Below are 18,985 nucleotides of genomic sequence, written 5' to 3' on the forward strand. Positions count from 1 at the left end.
GCTTGGTTACACTTACACTGTATTTCTACAATTTTCGGCTACGTCGAATTCACTCCTAGCTGAAAATTTATACTTTCCTACAGTGTAATAAAACGCTCCCTAATAAACCTTGATATATTAAGGTTTATCCATTCCATGTACATTCATATCCCGCTTATACCTAATAAAGGCGATAAAATCACGAATTTCTTCAGATGTTAACAGTTGTTGGTCTAAGCTGATGCTTTGGTTAGCCGTTTTTAATAATGACGCGAGCTCTAGCTGAACGATTTTATGATCTGATCGAGCTAGGATATAATCGACTGTTGTATCAAATAAATCTGCCATTTGACATAAAGCATGCAGCGGCGGCTCTCTATATCCTGATTCATAACCCGCATATGTGCTTTTGGCAATTCCGAGGCGATCTGCTGTTTCCTGCATAGACCAATTTCTGCTTTTTCTAAGATCTGCCAAACGTTTTAACATTCTGTTTCTGCTCCCCATACTAATTTTTCCTGATTATAACACGCAGGAAAATAATAAGAAAGATAAATGTACGCATTTTGAATACAATAGTTGCTTTTTTAATGCTTTTGATTTTATAATATTCCATATAAATACGCAAATTGCGCACGAAATTACAAATAGAGGGGTTAATCATGAAGAAATTATTATTACTTGCAACGGGAGGAACAATAGCATCTATAGAAAGCAATGAGGGACTGGCTCCAGGATTGTCTGCTGAGGAACTGTTACATCATTTTGAAAATACTCCTCAAACTATCCAGGTAGATTGCAAAATCCTGATGAATCGCGATAGTACAAACATGCAGCCGGAGCATTGGCTTCAAATGGCACAAGCCATTGCAGAGCATTATGAGCAGTATGATGGATTTGTGATTACTCATGGGACGGATACACTAGGCTATACATCCGCTGCGTTATCTTACATGCTAACAAATTTACAAAAGCCTGTTGTCATTACAGGTTCGCAGGTTCCAATTAGTTTTAAGAAGACGGATGCGAAAAAGAATGTTGCAGATGCGCTTCGGTTTGCAAGCGAAGATATTGGCGGTGTCTTTGTAGTATTCGACGGCCGGGTTATTATTGGGACAAGAGCTGTAAAAATGAGAACGAAGAGCTATGATGCCTTTGAAAGTATTAATCATCCATATGTCGCATATATAAGCGGAAATGATGTTGCATATAGCTGGAAGCCGGCACAAACTCAAAGTCCATTTGCACTTAACGCCAGCCTTTGTCCTGATGTATTTTTAATGAAATTATATCCGGGAATGAAGCCAGAAGTGTTTGATTTTATCAAGAAAATGTACAAAGGTGTTATTATCGAGAGCTTCGGAAATGGAGGGTTACCCTTTGAAGACCGAAGCTTGTTGCCAAAAATAAAGAATTTAACAGAAGCTGGCATTTCGGTCGTAATTACGACGCAATGCTTAGAAGAAGGCGAAGATTTATGCCTATACGAGGTAGGAAGAAAAGTAGCTCACTATAATGTAATCCTATCAGGTGATATGAACACAGAGGCAATTGTCACAAAGCTCATGTGGACACTCGGAAAAACAACAGAAATAGCAAATGTAAAACAAATAATGGAATCTCCAATCGCTTGGGACCGCTCCGCCGATTCTGAAAAGGAAGATTAAAGAAAATTTCTTTTTAAAAAAATAAAGAAGCGAAATGGGCAATATAAGCCTATTTCACTTCTTTATTATTGCTGTACCTGTTTCTTAGGTATATACTCCGTTACCATGCTATTTTTAAGATCCTTTTTCGCATACACTTTATGAATCATATAACCATACAAGGAAGCTAACACCTGCTGAAATAACATCCCAATTACAACTGGCACAGCTACAGGGGCCGGGAAATAGGATACAGCCAAAACAGCACCCGCACTAATATTCCTCATACCGCCAGTAAATACGAGTGTCACAGTATCATCTCGCCCCCACTTAAAAAGACTGCTAATTAGCCAAGAAAATAAATAGCCTGAAGAAGCAATACCGAACACAACAACAGCAATTAAAATGAGCTTACCATCTATATGAGATAGATGCGGGGCAATAATAGAGCTATTAATCATTACAACGGCAGCCAGGCCGACTTTAGAAACAGGGGCTAATTTTGTTCCCCAGGTTTCTTTTACCTTCCCCGCAGTAAGCTCGTTCAAAAACATCCCCAAAACGGAAGGGATAACCACCATTCCAAATAACCCTTTCATCATTCCAAACACATCCATTACAATCTTCTCCCCGACAAATAGCGAAAGGCTGTATGGCACAATAAAGGGAGAAAGAAATGTGTCAATTAAAATAAGAGAAAGAGCTAGGGCTATGTTTCCTTTGTAAATAGAAATCCAAATAAAGCTTGTAATTCCTGTTGGGATCATAACCGCTAAAATAAGTCCTGTAACGGTAAACATATCCTTGCTAAAGATAAGGTGACCAATTCCCCAAGCCCAAGCAGGCATAATGACATGTAAAATAAGCAGTGCTGTTAGCATAGGCAAAGGGTGGGAAATCACTTGCCGCAGAGATTTGAAATTGGAACTTAAACTGCCAGCAAAAGTCATAAAGGCAAAAATCCATGGGACTAAATAGGAGTAAGACTTAAAGCTATCCGTCAAGATAACTCCTATTATTACACTAATGGGAGTAATAGCCGGCATACACTTTTCCAACTGCCGATTTATTTGTTGCAACATCTCTCTTTCACTCCTATTGTATATATGTCCAGACTACATGTTTTCAATATATTGTATTATACCACAGTTTTTCTGGGGCATTTGAAAATATCAGATAAGCCATCAAACTTTTTCCAAAGAAATAATCCATAAAATCGCCGATTGGACTAATGAAAAGCACTGAACAATCCATACTAAAAAATGTGAGCAATCCTCATTTGCTTGCAATAGCTGTTAAAAGGAGGTTAAACCACTATGGCTAAAAAGTATTTTCAAGAGGGAAAGATTAACCAAAATGCAGATGCAACCTCTAGTAACAAATATGAATTCTCCACAGAAACGGACCCAAAGTCAGCTATGGGAGCCGCTGGAAATACTAGTAAAAAACAAAATGCGAATAAACAGCAATAGTGTATAAGCAGAGAACACAGCCAACATATTTTGTGATGCAACCAAAAATCCCCGCTCCTTAAAGCGGGGATTTCTAATATACTATCCTTGCTGTTTTCCAGCATTTTGATGATTCGGTGTATCTTGATACTTTTGCTTTCCATTATTTGTAGCTTGTGCACTGAACTCCCTAGAATACTCTGTGTTGAGGTTTGCATGAATTCGATTGTTTTTAGATGCTTTATCTTTTCCCATGTTTTGGCCTCCTGAGCACGATTGGAGAAATAGCCACTGCTCCCTTCTCCGCTCATAGTTTGACCGCAAACATAAAAATCATGCAAATTTACCTGCTTTCAACATCAACCGATACAATTTCGTTCAATTCCTTTAAGGAACTATATATATCCGTTGTATACAGATTTTCCGCAGCGAGAATTACCATCTCCAACTGCCGCTGACCATCCTTTACATCCTTCACTTTGACACGCTTCACCTGGATATGTAATTTCTTGATTTGCTTGAAAATTTCATTTAAGTCTTGGCTCTCGTTCACAATCAGTTTAAGGGACAAATCCTTCTGTCTTAAAGAGCTAGGACCAACTCGCTTGATAACAAATGGAAATACGTTAATGGCAAGAATAATAAGCAGCATAGCGACAACAGCTTCTAAATAAAAACCCGCTCCTACGGCGATTCCTAAAGCCGAAGCTGCCCAAACCATGGAAGCAGTCGTCAAACCTGAAATTACATCATTGCTTCTCCTTAAAATTACACCTGCTCCTAAGAAACCAACTCCACTAACAATTTGTGCAGCAAGACGCATTGGATCCATATTCGTATGCCCTGGCACAGAATATTTAGCAACCGACTGAATCGAAACAATTGTGATTAAGCAGCTTGCAACAGAGATAACCATGCTTGTTTTCACTCCAAGTGGTTTATTCTTTAACTGCCTATCAAGACCGATGAACAAACCAAGGAAAAGAGAAATCAATAGTTTCGCAAAAAATGGAAGAGTCATCATCAGCCCCCCTTGTCTTTGTTCGATATTTGTTCCTTATAATACCATAAAAAATGAAGCTTGTGTAAAGAAAGAACAAAGCATCCCCTGAAAAAAACTCGCCGATTGGCGAGCCCTGCCCCCCCGGCGAAGACAGAGGCATAGTTGCCCTTATACTTTATTCCTAAAATTTCTCGCTACGTCGAATGGGCTTCCTGCTATAAATTTATACTTAAAGTGTAAACAAAAAAGACCTCAGCTGCATTAGACAGTGGAGCCTTCTTTGTTATTTTTTATTTTGCTTCGTTTTCACTGTTAGGTGCACATGCTATGTCAGTACATCCATCACCCGCAGAATCATGCAAAATCGTAAGGGGCTGTTCTTCGCTCCACGCTTTTTCTAGTGCTGATAAGAACACCTCGCTTGGCTGCGCGCCGGAAATTGCGTATTTTCGATTTATGACAAAGAACGGAACACCTTGGACACCAATCGTTCTCGCTTCCTGCTCATCCTTGCGCACTTCTTCTGCGTACTCCTCTCCAGCTAACATATTGGCAGTTTCATTTGGGTCTAAACCAATGTCTTTAGCCAAAGCCACCAATATTTTATGATTGCCAATATGTTCTGAATCAGTAAAATGAGCTCGTAATAGCCGCTCTGTCATTTCATGCATCTTTCCGTGACGGGCCGCGAAATACATAAGGCGATGTGCATCAAATGTGTTTGTCTGAATCGCTGTATGAAAGTGAAAGGTCAATCCAACTCCTGCTGCTTGCTGCGCAACATTATTTGTCATTGCTTGTGCTTGTTCATAGCTCATCCCGTATTTCGCAGCAAGCATTTCATGCGTATCATGCTTACTATCACGATCAGCATGCGGATCAAGCTCAAAGCTACGGTATATCACTTCCACCTGATTTTGCTGAGGGAATTTCGCCAGCGCTTGCTCAAAACGGCGTTTTCCAATATAACAGAATGGACATACAAAATCAGACCATACTTCAATTTTCATTTTATAGCCTCCATTTAAAATAATTCTTAGCTATCATATCATGTTCCTATCCCAAGTAACACGTGCCACGTTTTGAACACAAAACAAAAAGCCGCGCCTATGTGCGCAGCTCACATAAAAGAAATTTCTTTATTCCTCCCTTCATTGTTTCTCTTATCTATAGAAGATCCCCTACGGATCTTATTCTCAAATAAAAGATAAGCTCCCCTCCTTAAAATGGATTATGATTTATTTCCATGCACGCGGTTCTGCACGCGGGAGCGGAAATTTCCAATCACCTGGACCAAGAAAGCGTAAAGACACCGTACCAAGCCAAGCGTTTTCTTCGAACAGCCTCATCTTAAGCACCCTAATTGGCGTATCCTTCAATTTTTCACGAGCTACATATATGTTGTTTTGCGGCTTCTTGTGATCCACTCGGGCAATTCTTGTCATAATTCGTTTCACAGCTTTCCCCTGTCCTTTTCGGTTTCCTTTCTCACCCGTCTTCGGAACAATGAACAATAGCTGTTCTGTGACTTTCATTGTCTCAACCTTCTTGCGCTTCATTTTGCGCCGTACTGTTGCCTGCTCTTTTTCTTTGTGCACGAGCATGTATTCATATCCCTGTGCTGTGTCTCTTCGAACAATAGAAAGCATCGGTGTTATCATACACTCTAATTCTTCGCCTGCCACTTCCGTATTCATTGGCGAAGGCGGCTTCAGCTTCAAGAGCTGCGGAGCCGGTTTTCCTTCCTTCTTAGCAGCAAAGTTAGATTGCAGCAGCGCAACCTTGCCTACAAAGCCGAATTCTTGTAATTCGCCCTGCTCGTCTAACAGCACGCGCAATAGCGGCTCCTTGACAACTCCTGCCCCATCAGCAAGTTTTGCTTTTAAACCAGAAAAGCTAACAAAGATGCAAGTGTGATTCTGTTCTAGCTGCGTTCTCACAACTTCCATGCTATCCCCACCTTCTCCGGACACTTACAGGTATCTCTTACCTGTAACTATTAATTTCTCATAAATTTCCTATATTCCTTCTGTATCTATACCGATTTCCTCTCGTCATTTTTCTGCTGCCATCGAGTTTTATTTCCTTTTATCGAGCGATCACAAGAAAATCCCCTATCGAAATTATCAGATTGCCGATGAATGCTGTAAAATGATTAAAATTTACTTTTACAAGAAGATATTTCATCAGCTAACAATATTCAGGGGTAAAATAGAGTAGAAATGTGCTAAAATAGTTTTGGTGCGGAGATTTTATATCCTTCCGCGAGATTTTTACAGTGATAAAGGAGAATACACATGGAAAAAGTACTTGTTTTCGGACACAAAAACCCAGACACAGATTCAATTTGTTCCGCAATCGCTTATGCGGCATTAAAGAAGGAGCTTGGAGTAGATGCAGAGCCAATCCGTTTAGGCGGCGTAAATAACGAAACGCAATTTGCCTTAGACTACTTCAAAGCAGAAGCGCCTCGCTTAGTGGAAAAGGTTGCAGCTGAAGTAAACAACGTAATCTTAGTAGACCATAACGAACGCCAACAAAGTGCAGATGATATCGATCAAGTTCGTGTATTAGAAGTTATCGACCATCACCGCATTGCGAACTTCGAAACAAGCGACCCATTATACTACCGCGCAGAGCCTGTAGGCTGCACAGCAACAATTTTAAATAAAATGTACAAAGAGCGCGGCGTAGAAATTTCCAAACAAGTTGCAGGTCTTATGCTATCTGCTATCATTTCTGACTCTTTACTTTTTAAATCTCCGACATGCACAGAGGAAGATGTAGCAGCAGCTCGCGAGCTTGCTGAAATTGCAGGTGTAGATGCAGACAAGTACGGATTAGACATGTTAAAAGCAGGCGCTGATTTGAGTGACAAAACGGTTGAGCAATTAATCTCCCTTGATGCAAAAGAATTCCAAATGGGTAACTACAAGGTAGAAATCGCACAAGTTAACGCAGTTGACACAAATGATGTTCTTTCCAAGCAAGCAGAAGTCGAATCAGTATTAAATCGTGTAATCGAAGAAAAAGGATTAGATTTATTCTTATTCGTCGTGACTGATATTTTAACAAACGATTCCGTTGGACTAGCTCTTGGTCGTGCAACAAATGCAGTAGAAAAAGCATACAACGTAACACTTACAAACAATACAGCTGTATTGAAGGGCGTTGTATCACGCAAAAAGCAAATTGTTCCTGTTTTAACAGATACATTCAACGCGCTGTAATTAGATTACATCAAAAAGACCGCTCCGTTTATCATACATACTTGGAGCGGTCTTTTTGCATTTTGGCATATAAAATTCCAACCGGAAACGAATTCGATGTAGCGGAAAATTTGAGGAACAAAGTGGAAGAGCAACTCCGCTTCTCTCTTCGCCTAGTTACGAACGAAAACGTACAGTCAGTTCAAGTATCTCACAGCGGCTGGCAAGCCGAATTGGCGGACCCCACGTACCAAAACCGGAAGACACAATAACATGCATCTTCTCCTTTAGCATATATCCCCAGTCCAGCTCAAATACCCTGCGTGTAATCCAGTGATTAGGAGCAAACTGCCCGCGATGCGTGTGACCGCATAACAACAAGTCAACACCAGCTGCTGCGGCTTTATCAAAGTGATAAGGCTGATGATCCATCATAATAATTGGCCATGTTACATTTAAATCTTGTAGTAGCTCCTGTACACTCACCCGGCCAGCAGGATCGATTGTTTCCGCTGCTTTATCCTTTCTTCCTGCAAGATAAAAGGAATCATGAATAAGCACAGATTCGTCCTGCAAAACACGAATGCCAATTGCCTCCATTTGCTTTACATACTCCTTGATATGACCGCCATAGTAATCATGATTACCAGGCACAGCATATATACCAAACGGTGCTTGCAGCTGGCTCATAACTTTGGACATTTCCTTTCGCATAAATGGCTCAATCACATCATCGATCACGTCACCTGGAAGAAGTACTAGATCAGGCTGCATGTCCTTGACTCGTTCAACAAGCCGTGTTAAATGCCGGTTCTCGACAATATTTCCTAGATGAAGATCTGATGCAACCGCAATTCGCAGTTCCTGTAAATCCCCCGCTGGCTTATCAATATCAATTTCATAAGTGCGCACAATAGGTACCCATGCATTCCAAGATCCCCAAACCAGTAAAGCAAGGAAGAGAAGCGAAACTGCGGCTATCAGAATTGGCATGTACGTATTAAATGGGACATCTGCTATTCTCGAAAACCATGCAACAAGGTCAGCTAAAGGTAAAAGAATAATGGCAAACTCCATCACCGCAAAATAATAGGAGCCAATGAGCTGCATGAACCTTCGAATGGATCCTGGCAACAATTTGATTCTTCCGAACAGATAGGAAAAGGCAATCACAAAGAATATGACCCAATATACAGTATGAATAATATTTGTTGAAAAATAGGATAAAGCGTACAAGCCATGCCAACCGATATAAATATTTATTGCTAAATATGTTAATAATATAAGAACAAATATGCTAATTGTTTTATACATAATTCGTCTCCTTTCCGTACCTAACGGATTTAGGCTGCCTGCATTTGCATTACTCTTCTTTATGGAACAGCTGCTGCTTCCATTATGGATTTCCGCTCTTTATTAAACTTGTCCAGTTTAGAAGAACCTTCGCTAAAATCAAAACTTCTCCGTATAACACGTATAAAGGCAGTTATTCATCTAAAAGCAGCGGATTGTTTGAGCCTCTTTTGCACTGTAAGAAGATATAAATCTCTAACTGGAAGACCATTCGACGTAGCGAGAAATTTTAGGAATAAAGTATAAGTGCAACTACGCCTCTGTCTTCGCCCAAAGACAGGGCTCGCCAATCGACAAGTTTTCTTTAGCTTATGCACATGCAACGTCCCTTTGCATATCGTATAGATAATCATATTTGGCTAAGGAGGCATACACCATGACCATAGTAGAGGCTGCTGACAATAACAGCTACACACAAGGATTCCTACTAGCTATTATTATCATCCTATTTGTGCTAGTTGCTATCTCAGGAATTTATAGTGTAGTATACCCAATTGTGGCCAGTGCTGTTTATACTGTATACCCTAACTTACCGCTATAACTGCTAGCGTTTTGATATCTTGTGCTATTTGTTACATTCTTCCTTTTATGAAGTATACTGTCAATGCCACATATTCGCGAATATACGATTGAATGAGCGCACGCTTTGGAGTATCCGCCGCTAATCCCTGAACAGATAATCCTGACTTCCTAGCAACTGATACTGCTCGATATACATGATAATCATTAGTGACAATTAGACCTTTCTTTGCCTTTGCAGGAATAAAGGCCTTTGAAAATGCGATGTTCTCTTCTGTGCTTGTAGACTTATCCTCCATGAGGATGCGATGTTCAGGGATGCCGTGCTCTATGAGCTCAAGCTTCATCACCTCAGCTTCAGACATATTCTCACCGTTCCCTTTTCCACCTGAAACAATTGCAAGGGTTTGCGGATTATCTTCTAAATACTGCGCTGCCCTGTCAATACGATAACGCAGTGACAGAGAAGGAGCTTCTCCTTTTACACGTGCGCCTAACACTATCAGATAATCGGCATGGGATGGCAGTTCCATATGACTATACCGATACATAAATGTCTGCAGGATCAGGATGTACACAGTCACTAGACTAATGACAACGGCTAAGTATCTACGTAATTTCTTTTGTGACAATATAAACTTCTCCTTACCGGATTTGATACACTTCCCCTGACGAGACATCTATAGCTTCCTGCTATTGAGAAGCTACGGAAGCTTTTAGACATAGTAGTTCATTTGATCTCCTCGGTCCTTTCATATCGAGAATCGAGAAAATCCACAATATGAATGAGATGTCCTTCCATTGTTGCTGGCGTTACACATGCTCCCCATTCCAATTTATCGTGATGACATAAAATATTGTGCATCAGCTGATGAACATCTGCAATCGGAAGTGAAATATGCTCCGTCTCTAACATCTTCGCTAGCAGCATTGTCCCATAAGGAATATGCCCAACATACATTCCGATGGGATCCATAGAAATACCGGTCGGCTTTCTCTCTTCAAGAGCTGACAAATCCGCTGTTGGAAAGAGAAAGCGAAAATCATCGTACCCTTTTCCCGCATGATGATATTCAAGTAATTTGCCAAGATCATGGTAAAAAATGGAGCATATTAACCGTGAAGCATTCGGTATTTCCTCCTTATACTTCACCATGCTATAAAAATGATTATACACATGATCAATCGCATCTCTCCAAACAAGGTTCCTTACATTTCCGCCAGGATTATCCGACATATAATCCTTCCGAAGCTCATTTTTATATTCTCGTTCGATAACAGCAATAAGCTCTAAGATACCTTTATATGGATTGGTTGACTTTACAATATATCGAGCTAAACGCATTAATCCTACCGTATGCTTGAGCAGTCCGCCCAAATATGCATGGTGATGTCCTTTTGCAGCCGGACGCACTGAAAAATCGTTCCAAAACCGCTTCATCGCTGACAGCATAAGAGTCCGATACGGCTCCTCTGTCTCCTGTACATAGCAATATAGCTCTACAATAAAATCTTCCAGACTTTGCTGTGTAGCTGGTATAAGAGAAAAAGGATTCACCTGTCCGGTTACCGGTATAAGCTGATCAATGGTAACACTTTTAAAGCCTTGATATTCTTCCACCTTTCCTGCTATTTCGAAGACAGCGTACTCTTCTAGCAATGGTATAGATGCGGCGACAGATCCGTCATTGTCCCACATTTTCGTATTGATTGTACATACATTATTGCTAAAACGAATTTTCAGATAGGGTTTATCTGTTTTTGTTCGTTCTACGGAGTGATCTATATATAAAAAGCGGGCATTGTTTAGACGGTTTCCTGCTTGTGCTTGTTCAATATCAAATGTTTCCGACCCGCTTACAAGCTTAGGAGCAGGAAATTCTCTTAAAATCTCCTGTCTGTCAGCATCAGATGTTTGTATAGTAATAGGCACAGCACCGTAAAAATATGGTTGAGTCAATTGCTCTCCCCCTCTTGTTTTCGAAAATACCTTTTCTTCTACTTTATCACGAAATAGTCTCTTCTGGAAATTTGATCGAAGGTTTAAAGTCCCAGTACATATGCTGTACTCGAACACTTCCCCAAGAACCTACAAATTAAAGGCGCGCCCTGTCCTTGGGCGAAGATAGAGGTGTAGTTACGCTTATCCTTTCTTAAAATGGAACACAAAAAAGACAAGATAATCCGCTTTCCACAGAATAGAAATACCACCCACTATGTATGAAAAGGAGTTCTCTTGTCTCATGAATAGCTTGACGCATCAACAACTTCTCGACAATACTTTGTGTAACTGCATAATCAAGTTTATCTGCTATGAAACCAAACATAGGGTATCTCTGGAGAGAACCAAAAAATGACTACAAACTGCCTAGGAGTACCTGTTCAGGTTTTAAACGGAAATTTTTGTATATATTTTTAATCCAGTACAGTTTTATAATGAATCATCAACTTTCATGGACGAATATGAAGGCTTGTTAATGAAAATCACTTGATTATATCGATCAATTAGAAACCCAACTCCAAGAACAAAAACAATTGTCCCTATTCCTACACCAGTTACATGGTGTTGAAATAAACAAATGCTGGTGCTAATAGATAAAGGAATAGACATACATAAAATTGATCCGACAGTATAGCTTTTCTTTAATTTCGCAAACGCTTGCAGCAGATAATCTAACGGTAAATAAACGGAGTTACACTGGAAATGAATGCTTAATGCAATTGCGATAAAATTGATCCCGATTACTAAATATAGTGACCGGATCCATATGTTTTCTGATGCAAAAATTAGACCAAGTAAAAAGACAAATACATCAATGAATAAACCAAACACAAAAGAAAGAACGATACTTTTTACAATCGTCCACAAAGTAAACCTTACTTTCAATAAATAACTAAGAACAAAAGAAGATACATTAATGGCGGACCCAATGGACAATGGCATGATTGACACAAGGTTTTGGCCTGCAGATGTCCACGGGGAACTTCCTAGGTTTGCAGTGATCATAAGACTATTTCCTAATGCATTTAAGCTAATGGATAAAACAACCCAAAGGTTGACCCGTTGGACTCCCATTCCCCCACCCCACTTTTAATATTCCCGATATTTTTGATGTAGTTATATCCTTATGCTAAACACTATTAATTTTCCGCACAAAGTTTATCCGGACATAATGAAGATTCTTTTTGTTTTTATATCAATTTACCCAGATGAAATGATTTATTGATTAGAAGTTTTTTAAAGAATGGGAAGAAAGATAAGGTCCACAACAATCTATCAAGTACTAGGAACAATTTAATAAACAAAAATAATCCTCGAGCATTAACTATTTTCAGAAAATTAAGTTTGTTTATTCTTCCTGTATTTGCTATAATTTTAAATCAATCAAATATGTATCAAACCTTACATAAAATTGAAAGCGCTGTATTTATTCTTAAATGATTAGGAGGTTGTATCTATGCAACAAAAGGCATTTAGCATTTTAAAGATTTCTGACTGGATTTTAAAGCTTGCTTATTTAAATGCTCTATTCATTGCTTTTTCTTTTTTAGGTTGTCTCATTGGAGGAGTTTTTCCGGCAACAACAGCCATGCTTACTGTCATCCGAAAATGGCTTATGGGTGATACTGAAATCCCCATTTTTTCAACGTTTTGGGTTTCCTATAAAAAAGATTTTTTAAGAAGCAACCTTCTAGGATATATTCTAACCTTTATAGGATTTACTCTCTTTATGTATTATCTTCTCCTGAACCAAACCGTTAGTGAGGTTGCAGTATGGCTTCGATATCCACTTGTTATCATCACAATTATTTACATTGTATTTCTTTTATACGTGTTCCCTGTATTTGTGCATTATGAAATGAAAATACCACAGATTCTCAAAACCACTTTTTTGATTATGAGTGTTTCTCCACTTTCAACAATTATGCTCATAGCAGCAGGGATCATCCTTTACTTTACAATGTCAAATTTCCCGGGACTAATCCCTCTTTTTGGAGGAAGCTTAATAGGCTTTATTGTCATGTGGTCCTCCTACCTTGCATTTTCACATTTAAAACGAAAAGAAGAAAAAACCGTGGTACTAGATTAATATAAGCATTATGTCCGAATCGACCATTTGTATGGCGTAATCGGTTTCGAAATTTTACATACAGGAATTTATAATGGTAATACGCATATGCAAGAACTATCTAAAAGCCTTATTTGAACGAAAGATAAAGGAGGAACACCATGAAAATAATTATGATTTCACTTGACTCTCTCCGTGCTAAGAGACTAAGCAGCTATGGATATACTAAACCAACAAGTCCCTATATAGATAAGATTGCCTCTGAAGGTGTTCTGTTTGAAAAGGCCTTTGCTTCAGATATCCCAACCGAGGTAGCACATACCTCGATTTTCACTGGAAAGATAGGACTTCGCAATGGAGTCGTATCACATGGATCGGAGTTAACAACTCTCTCTAAAAAAATAGATTGGCTTCCGACAATACTTCGTCAAGCGGGTTTCACAACAGGGGCAGTAGATAATTTATATCAACTAAAAGAGTGGTTTGCTCGAGGCTTTCGTTATTATACAAATAGTGTTGGGAAAACTCGTTGGATTGATGGACACACAATAAATGAGTTGGCAAAGCCATGGCTTAAAGAACATAAAGATGAAAACTTTTTTCTGTTTCTACACTATTGGGATCCTCATACACCGTATCTGCCACCGCAAGAATATATCCCTCTTTTTTACGATCAAAATAAAGATCCATTCGATCAACAAAATCGCAGTATGGAACCGGCCTATAATCATATGGCCTATCCGTTTTTTAAGCATCACCATTTTGATTTACTTGGCCCTGTTACGGATGCTGATTATATCAATTCCTTATACGATGCTGAAATACGCTACTTAGATAATAAACTGAAGGAAATCGATCATTATCTAGAAGAACTTGGAATTAAAGACGAAACTCTTCTTATTTTATTTGGTGACCACGGTGAGAGCCTAACAGAGCATGATGTCTACTGGGATCACTGTGGGTTATATGATGCAACAGTTCATGTCCCCATCATTATGAGATGGCCTGGACATATCCCGCAGGGCAGACGAGTAAAGGGGCTCATTCAACAGGTAGATTTATTTCCAACCATCTTAGAAGCTATTAATACAAACACCGAAATCGACATAGACTCTATTAAAATCCCTGAAAATATTGATGGTCAAAGCTTATGGCCATCAATTCTCGGCCAGGAGGATGGGACGCGCTCAAAAGTTTATCTCAGTGAATGCGCCTGGCAGGCAGCAAGAGGGGTACGAACAGAAAAATATAAATATATCCAAACGTTTGACGGCGGACCTTTTACACGTCCCCAAAGAGAACTATATGATTTATCCTCTGATCCCGAGGAAACGATTAATCTAGCAGAAACACATATCGAACTGGCAGACCAGTTTGAGCTGGATCTTCATAATTGGGTGGATACAGTCTTACAAGGCAAGGAGGATCCCATGTTCATTCAGTTAGAAAAGGAAGGCCTGCCATTTCGTAAAAGAATTGAAAAAATCCTTTCTGAATCAGGCCTTTCATGGGATGAATGGAAAAGGAATCCAAGTCGTGAAAGACTAGATGTTATGACTCGTTCATAGTACATATACAAAAACCCCTTCAATATGCTTCAAAATATATAAAGCTAAAAATTTAGGGCTATCAACGTCTCAGACTGTTGAAAACAAACTCGTCAACTACAAAGAAGTAAATTAGGTAGGGTTTAGCTGCTGCATATAAGGTCTTTTGTAACAAATTCATACCTCAATAGGACTAAATTCATTTGTAAAACCCAAAGTCAAAACCACCCGTTTTCTCACTCACGGGTGGTTTTGACTTCATTAGGGCCTTTTGTAGTTGCGCTCCTAAACAACCTTTTATCTTCTTTTGTTTTGTTCTCTAAAGAATTTCCTTACATTTTTCATGCCACTCATGCTGCCGAAGATGTCAGTTATTTTTTCTTTTTCAATCATTCTAGAATTCAAGTTATCGTACTTCGCTTCTTTTTCTAGCTTCCAATAGCTTTCCAACCGTTCAACTGACAAATGACCATCCTCTATGGCTTTTTGCACGGCGCATTTCGGTTCACTTTTATGAGAACAGTCGTTAAAATGACATTGAGCCGCGAGATCATCAATGTCTGCAAACGATTTTGACAAATTCGCACTAATAATCCCAAGTTCCCGCATCCCGGGTGTATCAATGACAACACCTAAGCCAGGCAAAAAGATTAGCTCTCGTCTTGTCGTGGTGTGCCGCCCCTTATCATCATTTCGGATACCACCGGTATCTAATACGCTGTGACCGAGAAGACAATTAATCAAGGTTGACTTTCCAACACCAGAAGAGCCAATGAATGCTACAGTCTGACCACCTGATAGATACGTTTTCATGGCTGGTTGCCAATCGTCCGATAAACTAGTCGTTACAAGAACATCCACACCGATAGCAATCAATGATATATCGTAAAGCCTGCTCTCAAGATCTTTACAAAGATCCGATTTAGTCAGCATAATAACCGGAGTCGCTCCGCTATCCCAAGCGATAGAAAGATAACGCTCTAGTCTCCGAAGATTAAAATCATTATTCAATGACATACAGATCAAAATGGTATCAATGTTTGTAGCCACTACTTGGAGATCACTTGTAGTTCCTGCCACTTTTCGCGCAAACACGCTTTTCCGTGTAAGTATATGGTGAATAATTCCATTTCCTTGTACATTATCAGTTCGATCGACCATGACAAAATCTCCGACAGACGGGTATTCAGACATTGCTCCTACGCTGTGGAGAAACTTTCCCGATATTTCAGCTGTTAATTCCCCTTTTTCTGTGATTACCTTATATACACTTTTAAATTGAGATGACACTCGCCCTATATAAAGATCTCTATATTTTTGAGACTCCTGAATAAATGTTTCAGTAAGTCCTAAATGCTTCATATCTATTGTATTCAAAGTTATAGCCTCCTAAAGTTTCAATTGTAACCTTTGGGAGGTCTTATGCAGGTATTATTTTGCACACCCCTCCCCGTTCGCTACAATCTCAGCAATATGCTTGTTAAACATAAAACTTCAACTCCTTTTCATTTATTAAGATAACTATATCATAATACAACTTTTTTTGGGTTTTAGAGCAGAGAATTGGATGCATAAAAAAGGTTAATTTTATGCATCCCTATAATCAAAATTTCATAAATTATCACACTGAAGAGAGGATATTTTTTAAGAAAGCATTTTAATATTCTTGATAAATGACAAAGGGATTGCGATAGCAATCCCTTTGTCAGAGTGTGGAGTTAATCCAAAAGTCTGCTGAAAGCGGGCTTTTTATGTCAACTCCTTTTCTTTTCCTTACTTTACATCCTGTTTTTCTTTGGCTTGAATGGCTCTAGCACTTGTAATTGACCCAAGATATAGCTTCTCATATGCTTCCTCAGATGTCTTGATTGGTCCGTCACCTTGTCCATGGTAATTTGTATTTGTGAACATCGGATTGGTTCTGCCTGTTTGCTCCTCTCGCTTTGCAATATAATCCTTCATTCTCTTTTGAAGCATTGCTACGATATGAGGTTCATGCTGTGCTACGTTATTATTTTCATTAGGATCCTCAATTAAATTGTAGAGCTCAATCTCTGGCTTGAAATGAAAATCCGGTTCGAGAGCCTGAATCAATTTCCACTCAGGTGTCCGCCATCCATGCTTCCGCATCCAAGTACATTCTGTAATATAAAACTCCGTTACCGAAGGAACTTCTTCACCCTTTATTAGTTGAACAAGATTACGTCCATTAAATAGAATATTTGTTTCAATTCCAATAAGTTCAAGAATTGTCGGCATGATATCTTGGATTAAGCTTACATCAGAATACCTTTTTCCTTCAGGAATTTTACCAGGAAACTTCAAAATTAACGGAACCGTTAAACAATTATCATATATTCCATGATGATCGAAATAACAATCATGCTCGTAAAGTGTCTCACCATGGTCAGAGGTAATAACGATTAACGTTTCTTCTTCGATGCCTAAGGCTTCAACAGTTGCAAAGATATTTTGGATGCACGCATCCATATAGGCAATAGCCCCTTCATATTGTGCCGAAACGTATTTTTCATCCGTCACACCCTCAGGAATCCAGGATTTAAAAAAGTCCGCATGCGGCTTAAAGTTGTATACAGGCTCCATCGATTTGTTTTCAGGATCCTTCTCATTTCCATCGTAAAATATTCTTTCAAACGGCCGAGGAGGAAGATATGGTGAATGTGGATCCATATGCCGAAGGAACAAGAAAAATGGCTCTTCCTCCCTGGCTAGTCGTTTTAACTCTGGAATAGCTACTCCATTCAAATTTTCTGCTTTAGGGCACCGTCCGGTTTCATCGGCGACCCATGCCTCATAATCCAAATAATGGTCAAATCCTCTTGATGAAGGATTCCCGGTAAAGCCTACACAAGTTGTGTTATAGCCATTGTCCCCTAAAACCTCTGCTAATGTATGAACGTGATCACCTAAAGGACCTTCGTGCCGTAGTGCAACAACGTCTGTTCCAAAGCAATCCATACCAGTCAGCATAGAAGCATAAGCTGGAGTAGTTGGAATACTAGGGCTAAAATGCTTCTCGAATAAAACTCCTTCCTTTGCAATTTTATCCATATGAGGGGTGGTCAAGCAGTGATATCCATAACTGCTCATATAATCTCGTCTCAAGCTATCAATACCGAACAAAATCACATTTGGTTTTTTCATAGTTTCGATTTCCTCCTAAGAAAGTAAGAGTTCTTAAAACATTCCATCAAAAGTCTACTTCATTCAATTAAAGTCTAATTACAGAGCTTTATCATTGATGAAAGAGTCACGAAACTTTCCAGGTGAACATCCAACCTGCCGGCTAAATAACCGAGTAAAAAATGCCGGGTCATCATATCCAACTTCAATCGCAATCGAAAGAACTTTTTCATTTGATTCAAGAAGGAGACTTTTTGCCCTGTCGATACGAATTTGATGAACAGCCTCGATCACTGTTTTTCCAGTTTCTTCTTTAAACACCCGATTAAGATGCCTTGAGCTAATATTGAATAATTCTGATAGGGTTGCAAGCGAAATCTTCTGATCATAATGTCTTTCTAAATAACCACAAATTCTTTGAATGAGTGTATTTCTTTCCTGTGAACGCAAAGAAGCATGTTTCGTTGTGATTTGCTGCTCTCCATAAATTCTGGATAGCTGTATAAGCACCTGAACCAATTGAAGACGGATAAGGGTTGGGTATCCGGTTCTCTTTTCCTCAAATTCAGCAGCTATGCCGTCTAATAACGCAAGAACATGTCCAGCATCTGTTCCCTTTACATGTAAGCAGTGATGAAACCGTTCATGCTTATCTAAAAATGGATGAATATAGTAGTAGTCCATTGATTCTGATATCCCCAAGTAATTCAACCAGATTTTATCAATAAGGGATGGCATAAACAGGCAGTTAATAATTTCTAAGCGTTTTCCTGGCTTAATATGATAGGTATGTATCTCTCCAGGATTAATAATAAAAACATTTCCGGCAAAAATATCGTAATGTTCTCCTTCAAACACATGTGTTGCTTCACCATCAACAACATAAACCAGTTCTACAAAATCATGGTCATGAATAGACGGCATGTTATGACTAGTATGAATATAGCGACGGATATAAAAAGGAAATTCCTTTTCATTCATGAACTGGCTGCTTACTAATCTCAATAGTGTTCCGCCTCTCTTTCTTCACTAGATATGTTCGTTATCCTGTCAATTCAACATGT

The 18,985-nt window shown here is 39.2% G+C and carries 19 protein-coding genes; 6 read left to right on the forward strand and 13 right to left on the reverse strand.

Going from position 1 to position 18,985, the window contains the following annotated elements:
- Nucleotides 1-117 precede the first annotated feature (117 nt).
- Nucleotides 118-468, reverse strand: a complete 351-nt coding sequence (locus EP737_RS02330) for a helix-turn-helix domain-containing protein (RefSeq protein ID WP_129726310.1) — start codon at nt 466-468, stop codon at nt 118-120.
- Between the two features lie 173 nt (nt 469-641).
- On the opposite strand from EP737_RS02330, the gene EP737_RS02335 reads away from it, so the two are divergent.
- Complete coding sequence (locus EP737_RS02335; RefSeq protein WP_129726311.1) at nt 642-1,646, forward strand: asparaginase; 1,005 nt, start codon at nt 642-644, stop codon at nt 1,644-1,646.
- A gap of 65 nt (nt 1,647-1,711) precedes the next feature.
- Here the strand turns inward: EP737_RS02335 and EP737_RS02340 are convergent, their stop codons facing one another.
- Nucleotides 1,712-2,707, reverse strand: coding sequence for a bile acid:sodium symporter family protein (locus EP737_RS02340; protein ID WP_129726312.1), 996 nt, complete (start codon nt 2,705-2,707; stop codon nt 1,712-1,714).
- Nucleotides 2,708-2,941: 234 nt separating this feature from the next.
- On the opposite strand from EP737_RS02340, the gene EP737_RS25380 reads away from it, so the two are divergent.
- Nucleotides 2,942-3,097, forward strand: coding sequence for a hypothetical protein (locus tag EP737_RS25380; RefSeq protein WP_165350677.1), 156 nt, complete (start codon nt 2,942-2,944; stop codon nt 3,095-3,097).
- Nucleotides 3,098-3,178: 81 nt separating this feature from the next.
- Here EP737_RS25380 and EP737_RS25385 read toward each other — a convergent pair whose 3' ends face one another.
- From EP737_RS25385 to EP737_RS02355, 4 genes are all read right to left on the reverse strand, one after another.
- Entirely contained in the window at nt 3,179-3,331 is a 153-nt protein-coding gene (locus EP737_RS25385) for a hypothetical protein (RefSeq protein WP_165350678.1), read from the reverse strand.
- Between the two features lie 88 nt (nt 3,332-3,419).
- On the reverse strand, nt 3,420-4,097 hold the full coding sequence (locus tag EP737_RS02345; protein WP_129726313.1) for an MgtC/SapB family protein: 678 nt from the start codon (nt 4,095-4,097) through the stop codon (nt 3,420-3,422).
- 272 nt (nt 4,098-4,369) lie between these two features.
- Nucleotides 4,370-5,089 carry a DsbA family oxidoreductase gene (locus EP737_RS02350; protein ID WP_129726314.1) on the reverse strand — a complete coding sequence of 240 codons (720 nt, stop codon included), beginning with the start codon at nt 5,087-5,089 and terminating at the stop codon, nt 4,370-4,372.
- Nucleotides 5,090-5,317: 228 nt separating this feature from the next.
- A complete protein-coding gene (locus tag EP737_RS02355) occupies nt 5,318-6,028 on the reverse strand; it encodes a hypothetical protein (RefSeq protein ID WP_129726315.1) in 711 nt (236 codons plus the stop codon).
- Nucleotides 6,029-6,376: 348 nt separating this feature from the next.
- Here EP737_RS02355 and EP737_RS02360 point away from each other — a divergent pair, with 348 nt between their 5' ends.
- Nucleotides 6,377-7,309, forward strand: a complete 933-nt coding sequence (locus tag EP737_RS02360) for a manganese-dependent inorganic pyrophosphatase (protein WP_129726316.1) — start codon at nt 6,377-6,379, stop codon at nt 7,307-7,309.
- Between the two features lie 156 nt (nt 7,310-7,465).
- Here the strand turns inward: EP737_RS02360 and EP737_RS02365 are convergent, their stop codons facing one another.
- Nucleotides 7,466-8,602 (reverse strand): metallophosphoesterase, encoded by a 1,137-nt coding sequence (locus EP737_RS02365; RefSeq protein WP_129726317.1) that lies wholly within the window; start codon nt 8,600-8,602, stop codon nt 7,466-7,468.
- Between the two features lie 415 nt (nt 8,603-9,017).
- On the opposite strand from EP737_RS02365, the gene EP737_RS25390 reads away from it, so the two are divergent.
- Nucleotides 9,018-9,182 (forward strand): hypothetical protein, encoded by a 165-nt coding sequence (locus tag EP737_RS25390; RefSeq protein ID WP_165350679.1) that lies wholly within the window; start codon nt 9,018-9,020, stop codon nt 9,180-9,182.
- A 31-nt stretch (nt 9,183-9,213) separates the two neighbouring features.
- Here EP737_RS25390 and EP737_RS02370 read toward each other — a convergent pair whose 3' ends face one another.
- The 3 genes from EP737_RS02370 to EP737_RS02380 all read right to left on the reverse strand — a co-directional run bounded on the left by EP737_RS02370 (nt 9,214) and on the right by EP737_RS02380 (nt 12,236).
- Complete coding sequence (locus EP737_RS02370) at nt 9,214-9,792, reverse strand: YdcF family protein (protein WP_129726318.1); 579 nt, start codon at nt 9,790-9,792, stop codon at nt 9,214-9,216.
- Between the two features lie 98 nt (nt 9,793-9,890).
- Complete coding sequence (locus tag EP737_RS02375; RefSeq protein WP_129726319.1) at nt 9,891-11,120, reverse strand: TraI domain-containing protein; 1,230 nt, start codon at nt 11,118-11,120, stop codon at nt 9,891-9,893.
- 471 nt (nt 11,121-11,591) lie between these two features.
- Nucleotides 11,592-12,236, reverse strand: a complete 645-nt coding sequence (locus tag EP737_RS02380) for a DUF6198 family protein (protein ID WP_129726320.1) — start codon at nt 12,234-12,236, stop codon at nt 11,592-11,594.
- Nucleotides 12,237-12,618: 382 nt separating this feature from the next.
- On the opposite strand from EP737_RS02380, the gene EP737_RS02385 reads away from it, so the two are divergent.
- Nucleotides 12,619-13,251 carry a YesL family protein gene (locus EP737_RS02385; protein WP_129726321.1) on the forward strand — a complete coding sequence of 211 codons (633 nt, stop codon included), beginning with the start codon at nt 12,619-12,621 and terminating at the stop codon, nt 13,249-13,251.
- A 140-nt stretch (nt 13,252-13,391) separates the two neighbouring features.
- Nucleotides 13,392-14,798: a sulfatase family protein gene (locus EP737_RS02390; RefSeq protein ID WP_129726322.1), complete on the forward strand. Its 1,407-nt coding sequence runs from the start codon at nt 13,392-13,394 to the stop codon at nt 14,796-14,798.
- A 276-nt stretch (nt 14,799-15,074) separates the two neighbouring features.
- Here the strand turns inward: EP737_RS02390 and rsgA are convergent, their stop codons facing one another.
- From rsgA to EP737_RS02405, 3 genes are all read right to left on the reverse strand, one after another.
- Nucleotides 15,075-16,154, reverse strand: a complete 1,080-nt coding sequence (gene rsgA / locus EP737_RS02395) for a ribosome small subunit-dependent GTPase A (protein WP_129726323.1) — start codon at nt 16,152-16,154, stop codon at nt 15,075-15,077.
- A 396-nt stretch (nt 16,155-16,550) separates the two neighbouring features.
- Nucleotides 16,551-17,942, reverse strand: a complete 1,392-nt coding sequence (locus EP737_RS02400; RefSeq protein ID WP_129726324.1) for a sulfatase family protein — start codon at nt 17,940-17,942, stop codon at nt 16,551-16,553.
- 78 nt (nt 17,943-18,020) lie between these two features.
- Entirely contained in the window at nt 18,021-18,926 is a 906-nt protein-coding gene (locus EP737_RS02405; protein WP_129726325.1) for a helix-turn-helix domain-containing protein, read from the reverse strand.
- Nucleotides 18,927-18,985: the final 59 nt, after the last annotated feature.

Origin of the sequence: Ectobacillus funiculus (genome assembly GCF_004138295.1) — a bacterium.
GTDB lineage: Bacteria > Bacillota > Bacilli > Bacillales > Bacillaceae_G > Ectobacillus > Ectobacillus funiculus.

Coding starts and splice junctions, on each gene's coding strand:
- EP737_RS02400 (WP_129726324.1), bottom strand. CDS start 17,942: ATGAAAAAACCAAATGTGATTTTGTTCGGTATTGATAGCTTGAGACGA.
- EP737_RS02385 (WP_129726321.1), top strand. CDS start 12,619: ATGCAACAAAAGGCATTTAGCATTTTAAAGATTTCTGACTGGATTTTA.
- EP737_RS02345 (WP_129726313.1), bottom strand. CDS start 4,097: ATGACTCTTCCATTTTTTGCGAAACTATTGATTTCTCTTTTCCTTGGT.
- EP737_RS02330 (WP_129726310.1), bottom strand. CDS start 468: ATGTTAAAACGTTTGGCAGATCTTAGAAAAAGCAGAAATTGGTCTATG.
- EP737_RS02335 (WP_129726311.1), top strand. CDS start 642: ATGAAGAAATTATTATTACTTGCAACGGGAGGAACAATAGCATCTATA.
- EP737_RS02380 (WP_129726320.1), bottom strand. CDS start 12,236: ATGGGAGTCCAACGGGTCAACCTTTGGGTTGTTTTATCCATTAGCTTA.
- EP737_RS02355 (WP_129726315.1), bottom strand. CDS start 6,028: ATGGAAGTTGTGAGAACGCAGCTAGAACAGAATCACACTTGCATCTTT.
- EP737_RS02340 (WP_129726312.1), bottom strand. CDS start 2,707: ATGTTGCAACAAATAAATCGGCAGTTGGAAAAGTGTATGCCGGCTATT.
- EP737_RS02350 (WP_129726314.1), bottom strand. CDS start 5,089: ATGAAAATTGAAGTATGGTCTGATTTTGTATGTCCATTCTGTTATATT.
- EP737_RS02365 (WP_129726317.1), bottom strand. CDS start 8,602: ATGTATAAAACAATTAGCATATTTGTTCTTATATTATTAACATATTTA.
- EP737_RS02360 (WP_129726316.1), top strand. CDS start 6,377: ATGGAAAAAGTACTTGTTTTCGGACACAAAAACCCAGACACAGATTCA.
- EP737_RS25385 (WP_165350678.1), bottom strand. CDS start 3,331: ATGGGAAAAGATAAAGCATCTAAAAACAATCGAATTCATGCAAACCTC.
- EP737_RS02390 (WP_129726322.1), top strand. CDS start 13,392: ATGAAAATAATTATGATTTCACTTGACTCTCTCCGTGCTAAGAGACTA.
- EP737_RS25390 (WP_165350679.1), top strand. CDS start 9,018: ATGACCATAGTAGAGGCTGCTGACAATAACAGCTACACACAAGGATTC.
- EP737_RS25380 (WP_165350677.1), top strand. CDS start 2,942: ATGGCTAAAAAGTATTTTCAAGAGGGAAAGATTAACCAAAATGCAGAT.